The organism is Weissella soli, assembly GCF_001761545.1.
GTDB lineage: Bacteria > Bacillota > Bacilli > Lactobacillales > Lactobacillaceae > Weissella > Weissella soli.
In genome coordinates this window covers 758,607-776,614 of record NZ_CP017326.1, presented here as the reverse complement: position 1 = coordinate 776,614, position 18,008 = coordinate 758,607, and the positions used below count along the sequence as shown (strand labels likewise).

At 44.3% G+C, this 18,008-nt stretch carries 20 protein-coding genes; 19 read left to right on the top strand and 1 reads right to left on the bottom strand.

Features of this window, described 5'->3' with window-relative positions; translation table 11 throughout:
* The first annotated feature begins 43 nt into the window (after nt 1-43).
* From dtd to WSWS_RS03620, 17 genes are all read left to right on the top strand, one after another.
* A complete protein-coding gene (gene dtd / locus WSWS_RS03700) occupies nt 44-493 on the top strand; it encodes a D-aminoacyl-tRNA deacylase (protein WP_070230014.1) in 450 nt (149 codons plus the stop codon).
* A gap of 208 nt (nt 494-701) precedes the next feature.
* Nucleotides 702-875, top strand: coding sequence for a type II toxin-antitoxin system RelB/DinJ family antitoxin (locus tag WSWS_RS03695; RefSeq protein WP_070230013.1), 174 nt, complete (start codon nt 702-704; stop codon nt 873-875).
* Between the two features lie 117 nt (nt 876-992).
* Nucleotides 993-1,484, top strand: coding sequence for an 8-oxo-dGTP diphosphatase (locus WSWS_RS03690; RefSeq protein ID WP_070230012.1), 492 nt, complete (start codon nt 993-995; stop codon nt 1,482-1,484).
* A gap of 256 nt (nt 1,485-1,740) precedes the next feature.
* Nucleotides 1,741-3,276, top strand: a complete 1,536-nt coding sequence (locus tag WSWS_RS03685) for an AMP-binding protein (protein ID WP_070230011.1) — start codon at nt 1,741-1,743, stop codon at nt 3,274-3,276.
* A complete protein-coding gene (locus WSWS_RS03680; RefSeq protein WP_070230010.1) occupies nt 3,273-4,049 on the top strand; it encodes an ABC transporter permease subunit in 777 nt (258 codons plus the stop codon). Before WSWS_RS03685 ends, WSWS_RS03680 begins: the two co-directional genes overlap by 4 nt.
* 6 nt (nt 4,050-4,055) lie before the next feature.
* Nucleotides 4,056-4,772 (top strand): ABC transporter ATP-binding protein, encoded by a 717-nt coding sequence (locus WSWS_RS03675; RefSeq protein WP_070230009.1) that lies wholly within the window; start codon nt 4,056-4,058, stop codon nt 4,770-4,772.
* Between the two features lie 5 nt (nt 4,773-4,777).
* A complete protein-coding gene (locus WSWS_RS03670; RefSeq protein ID WP_070230008.1) occupies nt 4,778-5,746 on the top strand; it encodes an aliphatic sulfonate ABC transporter substrate-binding protein in 969 nt (322 codons plus the stop codon).
* Nucleotides 5,747-5,836: 90 nt separating this feature from the next.
* Complete coding sequence (locus WSWS_RS03665; protein ID WP_070230007.1) at nt 5,837-7,366, top strand: AMP-binding protein; 1,530 nt, start codon at nt 5,837-5,839, stop codon at nt 7,364-7,366.
* Nucleotides 7,353-8,504, top strand: a complete 1,152-nt coding sequence (locus WSWS_RS03660) for an acyltransferase (RefSeq protein ID WP_070230006.1) — start codon at nt 7,353-7,355, stop codon at nt 8,502-8,504. The genes WSWS_RS03665 and WSWS_RS03660 overlap by 14 nt, the downstream gene beginning before the upstream one ends.
* A gap of 144 nt (nt 8,505-8,648) precedes the next feature.
* Nucleotides 8,649-9,374 (top strand): ABC transporter ATP-binding protein, encoded by a 726-nt coding sequence (locus tag WSWS_RS03655; RefSeq protein WP_070230005.1) that lies wholly within the window; start codon nt 8,649-8,651, stop codon nt 9,372-9,374.
* Nucleotides 9,371-10,462 carry an ABC transporter permease gene (locus tag WSWS_RS03650; protein WP_070230004.1) on the top strand — a complete coding sequence of 364 codons (1,092 nt, stop codon included), beginning with the start codon at nt 9,371-9,373 and terminating at the stop codon, nt 10,460-10,462. The genes WSWS_RS03655 and WSWS_RS03650 overlap by 4 nt, the downstream gene beginning before the upstream one ends.
* A 12-nt stretch (nt 10,463-10,474) precedes the next feature.
* Nucleotides 10,475-11,113 (top strand): TetR/AcrR family transcriptional regulator, encoded by a 639-nt coding sequence (locus tag WSWS_RS03645; protein WP_070230003.1) that lies wholly within the window; start codon nt 10,475-10,477, stop codon nt 11,111-11,113.
* Between the two features lie 150 nt (nt 11,114-11,263).
* Complete coding sequence (locus WSWS_RS03640; protein ID WP_070230002.1) at nt 11,264-12,022, top strand: DeoR/GlpR family DNA-binding transcription regulator; 759 nt, start codon at nt 11,264-11,266, stop codon at nt 12,020-12,022.
* The gene (pfkB, locus tag WSWS_RS03635; protein WP_070230001.1) at nt 12,019-12,930 is read left to right on the top strand and encodes a 1-phosphofructokinase; all 912 of its coding nucleotides are present in this window, start codon (nt 12,019-12,021) and stop codon (nt 12,928-12,930) included. Before WSWS_RS03640 ends, pfkB begins: the two co-directional genes overlap by 4 nt.
* 6 nt (nt 12,931-12,936) lie before the next feature.
* Nucleotides 12,937-14,868 (top strand): PTS fructose transporter subunit IIABC, encoded by a 1,932-nt coding sequence (locus tag WSWS_RS03630; protein ID WP_070230000.1) that lies wholly within the window; start codon nt 12,937-12,939, stop codon nt 14,866-14,868.
* Between the two features lie 129 nt (nt 14,869-14,997).
* Nucleotides 14,998-15,387, top strand: a complete 390-nt coding sequence (locus WSWS_RS03625) for a tautomerase family protein (RefSeq protein WP_070229999.1) — start codon at nt 14,998-15,000, stop codon at nt 15,385-15,387.
* Nucleotides 15,388-15,432: 45 nt separating this feature from the next.
* Nucleotides 15,433-16,698 carry a hypothetical protein gene (locus WSWS_RS03620; RefSeq protein WP_070229998.1) on the top strand — a complete coding sequence of 422 codons (1,266 nt, stop codon included), beginning with the start codon at nt 15,433-15,435 and terminating at the stop codon, nt 16,696-16,698.
* A 58-nt stretch (nt 16,699-16,756) separates the two neighbouring features.
* Here the strand turns inward: WSWS_RS03620 and WSWS_RS03615 are convergent, their stop codons facing one another.
* On the bottom strand, nt 16,757-17,185 hold the full coding sequence (locus WSWS_RS03615) for a MerR family transcriptional regulator (RefSeq protein WP_164699424.1): 429 nt from the start codon (nt 17,183-17,185) through the stop codon (nt 16,757-16,759).
* Nucleotides 17,186-17,270: 85 nt separating this feature from the next.
* On the opposite strand from WSWS_RS03615, the gene WSWS_RS03610 reads away from it, so the two are divergent.
* A complete protein-coding gene (locus WSWS_RS03610; RefSeq protein WP_070229997.1) occupies nt 17,271-17,600 on the top strand; it encodes a carboxymuconolactone decarboxylase family protein in 330 nt (109 codons plus the stop codon).
* Nucleotides 17,597-18,007: a cupin domain-containing protein gene (locus WSWS_RS03605; RefSeq protein WP_070229996.1), complete on the top strand. Its 411-nt coding sequence runs from the start codon at nt 17,597-17,599 to the stop codon at nt 18,005-18,007. The genes WSWS_RS03610 and WSWS_RS03605 overlap by 4 nt, the downstream gene beginning before the upstream one ends.
* Nucleotide 18,008 lies beyond the last annotated feature (1 nt).

Below are 18,008 nucleotides of genomic sequence, written 5' to 3'. Positions count from 1 at the left end.
ACTGGAGTATCTCTAGTCCATTTTTAGTGAAAGTGAGAAAATAATGCGAGTACTATTACAAAGAAGTCGGCAAGCACAGGTCAAGATCGGTGAAACCGTGGTGGGTGAAATCGACCATGGCTACGTCTTATTGGTTGGCATTGAGGATGCTGATACGGACAAGGATGTGGCTTATTTGGTCCGTAAGATCACGAACTTAAGGGTATTTGAAGATGCTGCCGGCAAGATGAATTTAAGCATTCAAGAAGTTTCCGGCAGTATCTTATCCGTATCACAATTCACTTTGTATGCCGATACACGCAAGGGCAACCGGCCGAGCTTTACGGCGGCCGGCCAGCCCGCTTTTGCAAAGGAAATGTATCAAAAATTCAATGAGCAATTGCGCGCCGCCGGTCTGACCGTCGCGACCGGTGAATTTGGTGCGGATATGCAAGTAAGCCTGGTGAATGATGGCCCGGTGACGATTTGGTTCGATACTAATCAAATACGTTGAGTAATTAACCTATTCTTTTAGCATGGTGGCCACGTGACTCCCTTTCGGCACAAATAATATGCTAAAATAAGCGCATTGTTCGCATAAATACCCCTATCTGCAGATAAATCTTTTACAAAAATGCTTTTTTGACTGTTTATTTTTGCGATTAGGTATATTACAATGTTATAATAATAATATAGAAAATGGCATAGAAGAGGTGGATACCATGAGTGAAAAGCTAATCCAATTGCGTGTCGAGGACAATGTTAAAGATAAAGCTGATGAAATTTTTAAAGCACAAGGTTTGACAACTCAGACTGCAATTAAAATTTTCTTGACGCAAGTGGCCAATACTGGCGAGTCACCATTCGATAACTTATTCTCAAGTAACAAGAACTAAAACCAAATTGTAAAAGTAATCAAAAACCTGAAAGCGCTTGTTACTTTCGGGTTTTTTGTTGCCCAAAAGGGGTAGCTGTTGGTGAACAAGTCATGCAATGAAGATGAGGTAGGTACGATGGTTAATCCAAACACACACACACACGATCGGACAACCCCCGTTGAACTAACCAATATGATTATGATTGAAAATGCGACAACCGGCCAATTGTTGGTCCAACACCGTGTGAAAGATGCGTGGTCAGGGCTAGCTTTTCCGGGTGGTCACATTGAACCCGGTGAGACGGTGACCGCATCAGTCTATCGGGAAGCCTTGGAGGAAACCGGGCTGGTGATTGCTCATCCCCAATTCGTCGGTATCAAAGAGTGGCCGATCGGGGATGGTGCGCGCTACATTGTCTTCTTATATAAAACCACTGAATATCAGGGGGAACTCCAGGCGCGCGAGGGGGCGCTTCGCTGGCTGACGCGCGCTGAAATTTTAAGTGGGGACTACGAATTACCCAATACCTTTGCGGAAATGTTTCAGGTATTCGATGATACAACCGTCAATGAGTTAGCCTTGGGGGTGCAAGATGCTCAAGGTCAGCGAGTGATTCGTTGGGAATAACCAATCATAAAAATAACGAACATTCTAAAACTTTGGGTCCCCTTGCGGACCCAAAGTTTTTTGTATACAGGGTATAAATATTCAGCACATTAATTTAATGTTACATTGTTTTCATTTGTTTTCATTGGTGTCACATTAATATTAAATGTAAGTGTTTTGTCCCTAATTTGGTTTTATTTAAGACAGAAGCACTACTATAATGAAGTTAATATTGATTTTTTATTAAAATCACAATAGATTAATAAGAGGAATTTTCATGACAAAATTAGTGGACGCCTTGCAACAGCAGTTGGTTCAACGGGCAGCGGAACCAACTTTGAAAAATGTTGCGGAAGACGATTGGCTCACCGGAACGGCGGTTGCCAATCTAGTAAATGAAGTGAAGGCGGCCATGCGCGCACGCGATTTACATTTTGGCGATGTGGTCCTGCTCGCCTTGGAAAATGACAAGCGGGTGGTGATCCTCGAGCAAGCGTTGTTTGAGTTAGGCATCATTGCCCATCCGATCGCCCCATCATCGGGTAAGACGATTATCCAAAATGAATTCGCTGATTATCATTATCAGGCAATGATTATCGAAGAAACCTTAACGGCCGCTTTCGATCATGATGAAAATTTTCATCAAGAAACGTTCACCATTGAGGGTGCCATGACCTACAATTTCTATCGGTATCGGCATGCCCAAGCAAGTACTGGGGAAGACCAAGCACCGACTGAACAAGCGATTGCCCTCATGCTTAATACGTCCGGTACCACGGGTAAGCCCAAGCGAGTCGGCCTGACGCACGCGCAGGTTTATCATGCCGCCGTGCATATTGGTCAAAGTCAGGGATTGTCAGCGACGGATACAAATATGTTGGTCATGCCCGTCTTTCATATTAACGCCCAATTGATCTCGATTCTAGGAACGCGTGTTTCTGGTGGTCGCTTGGTAGTGGCCCCTAAGTTTTCGGCACGCGAATTTTGGCGTCAAGTGGCGACACATCAAGTCACCTGGGTCTCCATTGTACCGACCATTATTGGTATTTTGCAGATGAATGCCAATGCACTGGCAGAATACACGAAGTACCAAGACGCTATCCAGCTACAGTATGTCCGTTCCGCTTCCTTCTCCTTGCCAGAAGAGCGGTGGCGTGCCTTTGAAGCCACGTTTGGGGTGCCTGTCCTTGAAGGGTATGGGATGACGGAAGCCGCTAGCTTAATCACCTTGAATCCAAAGGACCACCCAAAGATTGGGACGGTCGGGTTACCCATTGCCACGGATATTGCGCTCTTGCATGACGGTGAAATTACCAAGGACGCACACCAAGTTGGGGAAATTTTGTTGCGTGGCGAACACGTCATTAACGATTATGTCGATTCAAACCCCGCTTCATTTATCGATGGTTGGCTAAAAACAGGTGATGTGGGTCGGTTTGATGACGATGGTTACTTGGCCATCGTTGGTCGAATCAAAGAAATCATCAATCATGGTGGTGAAAAAGTCGCCCCCGCAGCGATTGAAGCCACGCTGTCTAAATTGCCTTTCATCCAAGAAGTGATTGTAGTCGGGACCCCGCACCCACTATACGGTGAAGAGGTCACTGCCGTGGTCATTAGCCGGGAGACAGTCTTGTCAGAAGATGAACAGACCGCCCAAATTAAGGCCTATGCTGCGAGCGAGCTGTCAAAGCCGGAACGGCCAACGACTGTCATCTATGTCACGGACTACCCCCGTAACCCCACGGGTAAGGTGTTGCGCCATCAATTAATTGCCGAAATTAAAGAAAATGCATTGGAGAAAAACGTATGAACAATCAAACTAAACAACCGCGGTTGTTGACTGCAGTAGTGCTACCTTGGGTACTGCCAGTCTTGATCATCATTGGGTGGCAAATCACGGCCAGCTTGGAATTGATTTCAGTCTCTGTCTTGCCATCCCCAACCGACGTCGTGTCACAAGCGGTGACGCTCACTAAAAGTGGTGAATTGCAAAAGAATATGAGCATTTCACTATTTCGAGCCACTTCTGGCTTACTAATTGGTGGGCTGATTGGTTTTGCCTTTGGTGTCTTCAATGGTGTTTCCAACTACGCCCGGCTATTCTTTAACAGTTCCATCCAAATGGTACGTAATATTCCTCATTTGGCCTTAATTCCATTAATTATCATTTGGATGGGGATTGGTGAAGATGCCAAGATTGCTTTGGTGGCGATCGGGGTGTTGTTCCCGATTTACATTAATACATTCCATGGGATTCGTTCAGTTGATCAAAAGTTGATTGAAATGGGGCACTCTTATGGCTTGAGCAAACGGCAGATGTTCACGAAGATCATTTTCCCAGGGGCCTTACCATCTATTCTGATGGGCTTGCGATATGCTTTGGGTGTGATGTGGACGACCTTGATTGTGTCAGAAACGATCTCATCAAGCTCAGGTATCGGCTATATGGAAACCAATGCCCAACAATTTTTGGATATGCCAACTATTTTCTTAAGTATTTTGATTTATGCACTTTTGGGAAAGTTGTCAGACTGGATTGCGTTGAGCTTTGAAAGCATTTTGTTGAACTGGCAGAAGGGATAAGACAACATGACAGAAACAAAAATTCAATTGCAACATGTCGTTAAGGCATATGGTGACAATGTTGTCTTAAAAGATATTAATTTTGAGATTCAAGCAGGTGAATTCATTTCGTTCGTTGGTCAAAGTGGTGGTGGTAAAACGACGCTGCTCCGGTTAATCGCCGGTTTGGAAGCAACGAACTCAGGTGATATCATCATTGCCGGTCAACAGTTGCAGGGGCAAAACCAAGTGGCCCGGGTCATGTTCCAAGACGCACGTTTGTTGCCTTGGATGACCGTCGTTGACAATCTGACCTTTGGTAGCAAGGATGCCCAAGAAAAGCAGCGCGCCTTAGCCTTGTTAGAACGGGTGGAATTGGGTGAAAAGGCGGATGCCTACCCAAGTTCATTGTCAGGTGGTCAACAACAACGGGTGGCTTTGGCCCGGGCATTGATGTCTGACCCTGAGATCTTGCTGTTGGATGAACCGTTGGGGGCTTTGGATGCTCTGACACGTTTAAAGATGCAACAGTTAGTGGCGGACATTGTGGCGGAGTCTAATCTGACAACTATTTTGATTACTCACGATGTGCGTGAAGGTGTGTTACTGGCTGATCGCGTGGTCGCTGTCAAAGATGGTGACTTAGGATTGATCGTCGCCGGTCAACGCCATCAAACTGATCGCCTCGCTATTGATCAAACGATTGATGACGTGCAAAACTTTATTCTGGCAGAAAGTGAGTAATCGACATGAAGCAAACAATTAAAAAAACACTGCTTGCGGTCTTCTTGGTCCTTTGGGGAGCTGGCGCAGTCTATGGTTACTTTCAAGCAACTGATAGTGGCTCAAAGTTAAAGACGGTGACTATCGCCTACCAAAAGGGTGATCCAATCGATTTGGCCATCCAACACGGTGAATTATCTAAGAAGATGAAGGCCCAGGGTTATAAGGTCGTCTACCGCCAATTCACAGACGGTTCGGCTGAAATGCAAGCATTGGCTGCGGGTAGTGTCGATTACGCACGAACTGGTGATACGCCACCAGTGACCGCGCAGGCAGCGGGCACGTCCATTGCCTACATCGCCGCTGGTGGGACGCGTGAAAAGGGTTCTGCGATTGTGGTTGGCAAGAACTCAAGCATCAAGTCGGTCAAGGATTTGAAGGGTAAGAAAGTCGCCTACACGCAAGGAACCTCTTCACAGTACTTCTTATTGAAGGCACTGGAGAATGCCGGCATGGATGCGAGTGATGTGACTTGGGTTAATATGAAACAACCGGATGCAAGTATTGCCTTTGGTCGTGGTAAGGTGGATGCCTGGGTTACCTGGGATCCCTATACTGCACAGGCGCAAATCGTTCAGAATGCAAAGATTTTGATTGATGGTTCAGGTAGTTCTAAGAACCGTGAATTCTTGTTATCAACGCAAAAGTATGCCAAGGCTAACAAGACGGTTTCAGCTTATTTGTTGCAGTACTTGCAAGAGGATATGGCTTGGGCCGATACGCATCGCTCGGAAGTGATCGACTTGTACACAAAGTCATTGAATATGAAGAAGTCGGTCGTGAAGAAGATGGTTGATCGTAAGCCATTCTCAATGACGGCGATTACAAATCAAATCATCACTGAACAACAGAATATTGCAGATACCTTCTTTGATCAAGGCTTGATCACCAAGAAGGTTTATGTGAAGAATGCCGTTGTTAAAGTTACAAAGTAACCAACTCGTTAATTAAATGCTGACTTTGTAAGGTAAATGCAGGTGGTTGCGAGCACCTGCATTTTATACATATGAAAGAGAAGGAAAATTATGCCAGAATTATTAAACGCATTAAACGCGCAGTTAGACGTGCATGCTCATGACGTGCAATTGGTAGATCTTGCCACTGAGCAAGAGTGGACGGGGGCGCAAGTTAAGCGTGCTGTGGCAGATTTTCGTGAAAACTTTGAAGCACATAACATCCAAAAAGGGGATGTCGTGCTCCTAGCGCTGGGTAACACCGCTTGGTTGACGATTATTGAACAAGCGCTTTGGGAAATCGGCGCCATTGCCCACCCGATCTCAGAAACGACTGGGGTGGTCGAAATTATTGGTGAGTTTGAAGATTATCAATACGCGGCGGCTCTGGTTTCGGATGACATTGCGGCACGGTTAACGAAGCAAACGGTCTTGCTACCAGAAGCGTTCAAGACCTACCTCTACAAGGGGCATTTTTATCGCTTTGACGGTGAACCAAAACGTTTCATTGCTGACAATGTTGAAGAGCAGTCGGCTTTGATTTTGAATACTTCAGGCACGACCGGTAAGCCCAAGCGCGTCGGTATTTCATTTAAAAAGATTTTGTTGGCTACTCGGGCTGTGACATGGAGCCAAAATATCACTGCCGAGGATCATTCACTAATCGTCATGCCACTGTTTCACATTAATGCCCAAATTGTGTCGACGGTGACCACCCGGATCAATGGTGGGCAATTAATCGTGGCACCTAAGTTTTCAGCCAGTCATTTCTGGGAAATCGTCGCTAAATACCAAATTACATGGTTGTCCGTCGTGCCAACAATCATCAATATTTTGTTGCAAAACGAGAAGAGTCGTCAACAATTCACAGCATTGCGTGATCACATTCACCTGCAATATGTCCGATCGGCCTCATTCTCATTGCCAGCGCCTTTGTTAGCTGACTTTGAACAAACGTTTGGTGTCCGTGTACAAGAGGGCTATGGCATGACGGAATCAACGACCGTCGTTTCGATTAACCCACTGGATAATGCTAAAATTGGGTCAGTTGGACCAGTCGTTGATACAGATATCGCGATTTATGGTGACAACGGGGTCACTTACGATAGTCATGTGAAGGGTGAAATCGTGTTACGCGGTCCCCGTGTCTTAGAGGCGTACATGGATCCAAAAGATGGCATCTTGGTCGACGGTTACTTCCGCACCGGTGATATCGGCTACTTTGATGAGGACGGCTATTTGTATGTCATCGGCCGTGTCAAAGAAATTATCAACTATGGTGGTGAAAAAGTAGCGCCGGCTAAGGTTGAAGCCTTGATTTCACAAATCGATGGGGTTGTTGAGACAGCGGTTGTCGGCTTGCCTGATGATATGTACGGTGAGCGTGTGACGGCGGTGCTTCATTTGGCAACTGAAAATATCGTTGAAGTCAACGCGATTATCGAAAAGATTCAAGACCATATGGCCAACGAACTAGCTAAATACGAACGCCCAACGGCCTACTATGTAACGGGTGACTTTCCACGTAATCCAACCGGTAAAGTATTGCGGGCAGATTTAATTGAGAGGATATGGGGACGACACCAAAATGGCACAAACTAAGCAGAAGCGCGTTTACCTCTATGAAGTCGACTTTTTCCGGATCGTCTTTATTTTAGGGGTGCTCGCAAATCACACGACAACCTTATTTACCCATGAGATGAGCACCAATTCAGGGCCATACACTTTTTTGATGGCCACGCACATCTCACTACACTTCACCCGGATGGGCTTCATGTTCGTCACGGGCCTGGTGTTGTTTATGAATAACTACTTCAAACAAATTAGTTTATGGGGCTTTTGGAAGAAACGCTACCTGGGGGTCTTGATTCCCTATCTGAGCTGGACGGCGATCCTGACCCTTTTTGTCACTAAGGTCAGCTCATTGGGCGACTTTCTCCAGAAATGGGGCCATTTATCACTCTATGGTGATGACTACTATATGTACTATATTCTCGTGACCATGCAGCTCTATCTGATTTTCCCAGTGATGGTGTGGATCTTTAAGCGTTTTGAAGGTCGCCACAATCTCATCATGGGGCTGTCAGCGCTCCTGCAATTAGTCATCTTGTTCTTTGTGAAGTACCAGTTGCCACATCTGGATACCTCAAACTGGCCTTACTTACTGCAAAATTACGGCTTCAACGTGTTGGTCTACCAATTCTACTTTATGATGGGCGCCTATGCCGCCATTCACTATAAAGAATTCATGGCCTTCATTCGCAAGTGGCATGTCTGGTTTGGTTGGGGAACATTGATCGTGGCCATCGGCACGATTGGCTTGTACTTCTTTAATGTCGACGTCTTACATTTATCATTGAACAAGGCCGAAGAAGTGCACCAACCATTTATTTTCATGTATGATGTTGTGATTATTGGCTACATTATCTGGATTGGTCTACGGTACGCTGATTTACGTCAGCATGGCTTACCAAAGGCGGTGACTTGGTTTGTTGCCAATGGCGCAAAAATTTCATTTGGGATCTATTTGTCGCAAACCTTACCGATCTTGCTGGTTGGTAATTTAGTTGAAGGTGCCAATTTGCATAACAATCTGCTTCTGTTAGTTTTGATTCCATTTGGTTATCTGGCCGTGGTGGCGTTGGGCTATGTCTTGAATTACGCCTTCTACCGGATTCCACCGTTTGGTTTCTTAATCGGTCGTCCACAAGTTCATTTGTTTAACAAGCAACGTAAATAAACACTGATTAGCGCCGCATCGATAGTGATGTGGCGCTTTTAATTTTATGGGGGGGATATTGGCTCAACTTTAGTGTTATAATCTATCTATCAAACAAGTGAGTAATCACTCACTTTTATAAAAAAAGATACATGAGGATAAATTATGACAAATGACATCATCCGTTTAACCCAAGTGACAAAGCAGTATGGGCAGCAAGTCGTGCTTGATGCCGTAGATTTTTCAGTGCATCAAGGGGAAATTGTCGGCCTCATTGGGCCTTCAGGTGCTGGTAAATCAACGATCATAAAAATTGCGCTGGGGATGGAAATCGCCGATGCCGGTCAAGCGACCGTGTTCACCAAAGTGATGCCTAATCGGAAGGTATTGGGGCAATTAGGGTATATGGCGCAATCTGATGCCCTTTATGAGCAATTAACGGCACGCGAAAATCTGCAATTTTTTGCTGAAATGAAGGGCATTCCCCGACAAAAGATTGCCGGGGAAATTCAACGCGTGGCAACGATTGTTGCCTTGACCAGTGACTTGGACAAACGCGTATCTGGTTATTCAGGTGGAATGAAACGCCGACTTTCCTTGACAATCGCTTTCCTAGGTAACCCCAGTTTGGTTATTTTAGATGAACCAACCGTAGGCATTGATCCTGCTTTGCGTCGTCAGATTTGGACCGAATTGCAACATATGCGCGATCAGGGGCAAACAATTCTTGTCACGACGCATGTCATGGATGAAGCTGAATTAGTGGACCGCGTCGCCTTATTACTTGGCGGTGCAGTGATTGCTAATGATGCACCCAAAGTATTGGAAGCTGAGTACGGTGTGAATAGTATTGAGGATGTTTTTTTAAAGGCCGAAGGAGTAAAAGGATGAGAATTTGGTCAATTGCCCGACGCATTTTAAAAGAATTGTTTCGTGATAAACGGACCCTGGCATTATTGTTTGTGGCGCCGTTGTTGATTTTAACGCTAATGAAAGTGGTCTTTGATTCGGGACAAACCGTTTCGGTTAATGTCGGAACCGTGGCTGTCTCGCAGCCGGTTACTCAAAATATCGATGCGACGGCCCATGTCCACGTAGTGCACTATGCTACTAGAGCCAAAGCAGATAAACAACTCGCAAATGGCCAATTGGATGCTATCATCGAATATGCTAATCATAAATATACCGTCACTTATGCCAATGTCGATGCCTCAAAAACGGCCGTGGTCCGGGGTGCTTTCTCGGCTGCACAAATTAAAACACGCATGGAACAACTAACAATGACTGTGACCAGGTTGCAGCAACAAACGGGCATGAGTGTTGCGACCCAGCCTGTACCACAAGTGATGAGTGTTTATCGATATGGTGACCAGCACACCACCTATTTTGATAAAATCATGCCAATTTTGATGGGCTTTTTCGTCTTCTTTTTTGTCTTCTTGATTTCGGGGATGTCATTGCTGCGCGAACGAACAACCGGTACGCTAGAGCGCTTGTTAGCGACCCCCGTTAAGCGCGTTGAGGTGGTCTTTGGCTATATGGTGAGTTATGGTCTGCTTGCAATTATCCAAACATTAGTCATCGTTAGTTACACGATTTGGGGACTTGGGGTGACCGTGAATGGTTCAATTTTCTGGGTAGTCATCACAAATATTCTCTTGGCGACCTTAGCGTTAGCCTTTGGTTTATTCATGTCGACATTTGCTAAATCAGAATTTCAAATGGTCCAATTTATTCCGCTGATTGTGGTGCCACAGATTTTCTTTTCTGGCTTGATTTCCCTAGATAGCATGGCCAAGTGGGCTGAGATCGTTGCAGGCATTATCCCGATGAAATACGCTGGCGATAGTCTGACAAAAGTCATCATGACCAACAGTGGTTGGACGGCTATTTGGCCAGATTTAGGCGCCTTACTCATTTTTATTATTGTGTTGACAATTGGTAACATCGTCGGCTTAAAACGCTATCGTAAAGTTTAGGAGGGCACGCTTATGACCGAACAAGTAATTCAGGATCTTAATGTGCTCTTTGAGCAAGATATATCAATGACCAAAGGGCAGCGCAAGGTATTACAGGCCGCAGTGGCATTGTTTGCAGCCCAAGGATTTGACGGTACAAGTACGACCCAGATTGCCACGCGCTCACAAATGAGTCAAGGGACCATCTTTAAGTACTATCCGACTAAAAAAGAACTCTTACGAGCGATTATTGATCCAGCAATTGACCATTTGTTTCCAACTTATGGCGTTAACTTTGTTGATCATCAGGTGCCCAAAAATGTGAAAATTGAAGAATTTGTGCGAGTGGTGGTGGCAAATCGATTGACCTTTGTGTATACAAACCGTCACATTTTACAAATTTTAGCAAATGAATTTTTGATAAATGATGCTCTGGTTGCAGAAACAAAACAACGTTTGGGGCCGATCATACAACGCTTGTTAGACCAGGTAACGCTTCTTTTGGTTGATGAACAAATGCAACCCGCTGAATTTATGCGTTTGTTAGTTGGGCAAATGATGTATGAGTTTATCCGGATGACCCGTTTAACGCCGGCTGCCGAATATGACATTACAGCAACCGCAAATAGTATCACCACGGTGATGATTGCAGCCATTAAACGGTCTAAGTAGGATCTTTAAGTAGTACATTCAATAGAATGTACTACTTTTTTGACATAAAATGACACATTTTGAAAATTAGATGTTGCAAAATAATCCAAGTAAGGCTATAGTATGTTACATAAAGTAAGCAAGTAAGCGCTTACATTTTGAGGGGTGCCCATGATTATTGAAGAACGTAAAGAGAAAATACTAACTATCTTACATAAACATAAATTTATGAAACTAGCCGATTTGGAGGCGATTACCCGGACATCTTTATCGACATTACGCCGTGATCTCCAAGATTTAGAAACGGCGGGTAAGGTAAAACGCTTGCGGGGTGGGGTGCAGTTACTGGAAAGTTTGCAAACCGAACCAAGCATGCAACAAAAGCAAGTTGTACATTCAGGCAGCAAACAACGGATCGGTAAGGCGGCCGCTGATTTAGTACAGGGGGGTGAAACCATCTTCTTAGACGCTGGTACCACGACGGCAGAGGTGATTCCTTACCTGATTGATAAAAATCCAGGCATCACCGTGGTTACCAACTCTGTGCATCATGCGGCGCGTTTGTCAGATTTAATGATTCCCACCATTATTATTGGTGGTCCAATCAAGCAAACGACGGATGCCACGATCGGGGTCACAGCGGTTGAACAGATCCAACATCTGGCATTTGACATTAGTTTCCTCGGAACCAACGGGATTGATGCCGCCCATGGCTTAACCACACCGGATCTTGAAGAAGCTGCGATCAAAAGTGTCGTTATCAAGCAGACACGCTGTCCGTATGTATTGGCAGATGCATCGAAATTCGGCAGTGTAGCCTTTGTGCAAACCGCGGCCTTGCAGGATGTCACCATTATTACTAATCAATTGGCAGATGAATACATCGCACTTCGGGAAACAACAGAAATAATCGAGGTTGATAAGGGATGATTTATACAATGACATTAAATCCAGCGATTGATTTTTTGACCCAGGTACCAGAATTACAAGTTGGTACGCTTAATCGCGCGACGGATGAACAATATTTTGCTGGTGGCAAGGGAATCAATGTTAGCCGGGTGATCAAACGGTTGGGTGTTGAAAACATTGCTCTAGGATTTATAGGCGGCTTCACCGGTGAATTCATTAAAGAGCAATTAGCGCAAGAAAAAATTGCGACGAACTTTACCCGGGTCACCGGTACGTCGCGGATCAATGTGAAGGTTCATGGACAGTCGGAAACGGCGATTAATACAAGTGGCCCGGCAGTCACCGCAGCTGAATTGGAACAGTTACTAAAGCAACTTGATCAATTGAAAACAAAAGATATCGTAGTAATTTCGGGGAGCACGCCGAAAAATGTGCCTAAGTCATATCTGCTGGAAATGGTGCAACGGATTCACGCAACTGGGGCACAATTTATTTTAGACGTTGAAGGGCTGGTTTTGTTAGATGCTTTACCCTATCAACCATTACTGTTAAAGCCAAATCAAGATGAACTCGCTGAGCTGTTTGGTGAACATGCACTTACAGCTGCACAAATTGACGAATACGGGCAACAATTAGTGGCAAAAGGAGCCCAGCATGTCATTGTTTCGCTTGGTGGCGCTGGTGCAATTCTTTATACCTCACAGGGCAAGTATCGTGCTGATCCAGTAATTGGGACGGTAAAAAACACGGTTGGGGCAGGTGATTCAGTTGTTGCCGGCTTTGTAGCCACGTGGCAACAAAGTCATGATGCGCTCACTAGTTTTAAATACGGTGTCGCTGCTGGTACAGCCACAGCTTTTCATGATGATCTTGCAACACAGGCACAGATATCTGATTTATTGACCAAAATTCACATTATTGGGGAGTAGGAACCTATGAATATTCAAGATTTATTAGCACCAGAAGTGATGATTCTGGATTTACAAGCCACCACTAAGCGGGCTGCCTTAAAAGAAATCATTGCTAGTCTATATAACGCCGGAAAAATCCGGGATGAACAAGAATTTTTGGAGGGTATCTTAGCCCGTGAAGCGCAAACGACCACTGGTTTGGGTGAAGGAATTGCCATGCCACATTCTAAGAATGCGGCGGTAATCACACCAACGATTGCATTTGCACGGTCAGGCAAGGGGGTGGATTATGATTCTTTGGATGGGCAGCCGGTCGAATTATTCTTCATGATTGCCGTACCAACGGACGCTAATGACACGCATCTCCAAGCTTTGGCCAATTTGTCACGTTACTTGTTGCAAGATGGATTTATGGCCAAATTAAAGACCGCCCCAACATCACAAGCAGTTTGGGATTTGTTTGCGGGGGATGAGGTGCCCACGACGCTTGGTTCACACGTCGCAGCCGATGCACCATACTTGGTCGCAGTGACGGCATGTACTACGGGCATTGCGCATACCTATATGGCAGAAGAAGCTTTGAAGAAAGAAGCGGAAAAATTAGGTGTGCACATTAAGGTCGAAACCAACGGTGCGAGTGGTGTCGGTAACCGGTTGACCCCTGAAGACATTGCCAATGCTCAAGGGGTGATCGTGGCAGCTGACAAAAAAGTTGAGATGCAACGTTTCAATGGTAAGCATTTGGTCAAGCGTCCGGTCGCTGACGGCATTCGTAAGCCAGGTAAGCTGATTGATTTGGCTTTGCAAGATGAAGCTCCTGTCTTTCATGCTGACGGTAGTGAGACACCAAGTGACAATCACACGCAAGACTTATCCGTTGGAAAAGCCTTTTACCAACACTTGATGAGTGGTGTTTCAAGCATGTTGCCATTCGTAATCGGTGGTGGAATTGCCATTGCCTTGGCCTTCTTAATTGACCAATCACTGGGGGTACCGCATGATCAATTAGCTAGTTTGGGAACTTATCATCCAATTGCGGCTTTCTTCAAGCAAATTGGTGGGGCGGCCTTTGGCTTTATGCTCCCAGTCTTGGCTGGATATATCGCTTATTCAATTGCTGAAAAGCCTGGGTTAGTAGCTGGGTTCGTGGCTGGTGAAATTGCGGCTACTGGTTATAACATCTACAATGTCGGTTTGGATGCAACTCATGCACCAATTCCTTCAGGTTTCTTGGGAGCGTTAGTTGGTGGATTCCTGGCTGGTGGTATCATGTTACTGCTCAAGTCAGCGTTCAAAAAGTTGCCTAAGTCACTTGATGGTATCAAGTCAATCTTGTTCTACCCAGTGCTTGGAGTCATTTTGACTGGCTTTGCCATGTTGATTATTAACATCCCCATGTCAGCCATTAACAGTGGATTGAACAACTTCTTGGCTGGTTTGAATGGTACCAATGCCTTATTGCTAGGTGCTTTGCTTGGCGGTATGATGGCTGTTGACATGGGTGGCCCAATCAACAAGGCGGCTTACGTCTTTGGTACAGGAACCTTGGCAGCAACAGTTGCGACCGGTGGTTCAGTTGTTATGGCTGCTGTCATGGCCGGTGGTATGGTACCACCATTGGCGATCTTCGTGGCAACCCTCTTGTTCAAGAACAAGTTTAATGTGAAGGACCGTGAAGCTGGGTTGACCAACATTGTCATGGGCTTGTCATTCATCACTGAAGGCGCCATTCCATTCGCTGCAGCCGACCCAGTACGGGCCATTCCAAGTTTCATTGTTGGTTCAGCATTAACTGGTGGGATTGTTGGGGGCTTGGGCATCAAGTTACTCGCACCCCATGGTGGTATCTTCGTGATTGCCTTGACGAGTCAACCGGTATTGTACTTATTGGCTGTGTTGATCGGTGCGGTCGTTTCTGGTGTCATCTACGGTTTGTTGAAGCGTAAAGAAGCATAAGTAGAGTTCATAAAAGGCACTTGCAGCGTTATTTGCAAGTGCCTTTTAGCATGGGTCGCACCATAGAAAAATGGTAAGATAGACCTATTAATAAGTCAGTCATTTAATCATTGAAAGTAGGTAAAAAATATGCCATTAATGCGCATTGATGTAATTAAGGGTCACGATGAAGCCTATCTAAAGCAGCTCTTAGATATCGCTTATGAAGTACAATTGGAAACTTTTGGCACGCCCCAGGGTGATCGTTATCAAGTTTTGACACAACACGAGCCTTTTGAGATGCAAATCTTGGATACTGGGTTAGGGATTGAACGTTCCAAAGACCTTGTCGTCTTCAATCTCGTCAGCCGACCTCGGACGACTAAAGCTAAGGTTGCTTTCTATGACCAACTGGCCACCCGTTTACACGAGGAACTTGGCTTACGTAAGGAAGACTTGGTCGTTAGTCTCATTGGTAATCATGATGACGACTGGAGTTTTGGTCATGGTGAAGCCCAGTTCTTGACGGGTAAGTTGTAATAGTTAGAGCTTAGTGCAACGATAGTTCGTCTCGAGGATTAATATATGGAATATGAATTACAAAAAATAAGTGATGCTAAAGTAATAGAACGACTAAATGATGAATTAATGACTTCCTTTGAGACTAATTTAACAACTGTCAATCGCGGTCTCGTCACGCTAGATGCTAATACAAACGGCATGATATTAAAAACCGATGATGCTGTTTCAACGGTCATTTCACAAATTTCTCGTACGATTCAGGGAAATGAAACAAAAATAGTTGCAAAAAACACTGATAAATTATATCGTTTGACAGATAACAAGGGTGCCCAATTAATGCATAAATTGACGAATTCAGAGGTTGGTCAGTTAGCGATGTATAAAGGCAAAAAGGGTAAGATACTTGGTCAAGCACGACTTCATAAAGTTAACCCAACTGACTATGTGAAAAGTGTACCGACAGTGAAGGCGAATGCTGCCAAGATAACGGCAGCTTCGATGCAATTGGGATCCGTAGTGGTCGGGCAATATTACATGAATGAAATTAGTGCTAAATTAGATGGTATTGCAATCAATACACAAGAGATTATGGCGTTTCAACAGGATGAATTAATCGCAAAAATTAAGACCCGCCGGGAAGAGCTCGAGCGAATCCTCATATACAAGTCAGAATTGTTGATGGACGAACCAAGTCGGAATCGTATCTGGAATCAATTAGAAACAATTGACAGTAATTTGCACGAATATAATAATTTGGCTAATGAGAAACTGCATAAATTAGTGGATGAAGGTAGTTTAAAACAAAATCGAAAACTTAAGCAGGCCCAGATGCAGCTTGAAAAAATTAATAAGTGGACCAGTATCAACGTTTACACTTTAAATTTGATCGCATTAACTGCTGAATTACGAATGTTATTCATGCCTGAAACAGGTAGCAGAGGTTTTGTAAATGATAGTATTGAGACGCAACTGAATAAATTTCATGATACAAAAATTCTTATACAGGATTACCTATTAAGTATCGATGCACAATTTAAGATAGCCGATCGAAATTCCGAGAAGCGGGTTAAAAAATTATCTGAAAAGTTACAAAAACTTCCTTTTACGGATAGACTTAAAACCATAATCAAGCCTGTTGATGAACGACTAGATTACGGTTTAGATTTTGAAGCGAGTGATGCTAGAATCGAGTCTATCTCAGCTCTGATCAACCAAATTGTTAAAACGGAACCAATTAGATCCAAAGTGATGCTAATTGATAACGATATGCATCAGGATAAACATATTCTAATTGATAATGGCCAAGCCTATTATGTTAGACAAGTTTAATGCCTGAACAACAAAAAACAGGTTCACTGGAAATACCAGTTGAACCTGTTTTTTGTGTCTATTGGAATTTGTCGGCATTGAGTGTCACGAAATAATCATAAAGATTTTGATCGCGGTTCTTTAATTGATCAGTGTAAATGTCAATTTTATGATCCAACAGCTCTAAATTGGCTTGATATTTAGTAAGTTTATCACGGACGTTTTGACGGTGTTGTAGCAAAATATCCAATAGTTCTGTTTCATATTCAGTGCCATTGCGCCGTAATTTAACGAAGTGTTTTAAATCTTTAATGGACATATCGGTCGATCGCATGTGTTCAATGAAGAAGAGCCATTCAACATCTTCTTGGCTGTACAACCGTAAATTATTCGCAGACCGAGCGGGGACAATCAAGCCTTCTTTTTCATAGTAACGGAGGGTATATTCCGACAGACCAGTTTTTTCGGCAACGTATTTCATTTTAAATTGTGGGGTAGTTTTTTCCATGCACTGATTATACAACATTCACTTGACTTAGAGTGCACTCTAACGAATAAAATGGGCTTAATAATGAAGGATGGAGATATGAAGAATGGCAGAAAAAGTCACAGCAGGTCGTGATGCACTGGGTGAATTTGCACCAAAATTTGCGGCATTAAACGACGATGTCCTATTTGGTCAGGTTTGGTCACGTGAAACCGAATTATCACCTCGCGACCGGAGTTTAGCAACGATTAGCGCATTGATTACCCAAGGCGCCTTTCAACAATTACCCTTTCATTTGAATAAGGCTAAAGAAAATGGCCTCACGAAAAATGAAGTCGTCGAAATTATCACGCAGTTAGCATTTTATGTTGGGTGGCCAAGCGCTTGGTCAGCGTTTAATATTGCAAAAGAAATTTTTGGAGAAGATGATAAATGACAAAATATACAGAACTTAAAAATGGGGCCATCTTTGGGCCTGGGATACCTAATCCCTTTAGCCAATTTTTCATTGGCGACACCTTTCTCAATACATTGACCCAAAGCCCCGATGAAAAAATTAATATCGGCACCGTTGATTTTGCGCCAGGTGCGCGTAATAACTGGCATATCCATCACCATGGGTATCAAATTTTGCTGGTCACGGCCGGTGAGGGTTGGTACCAGGAAGCGGGACAACCAGCTAGGTCATTACAAGCTGGCGATGTTGTGATCACTAAGGATGGTGTGAAACATTGGCATGGTGCTAAAGTTGATAGTTGGTTTGAACATATCGCCATTACAGCTGGCAGCCCCGAATGGTTGGAACCAGTCGCTGACGAAGTTTATAATGCATTGGAGGCATAAT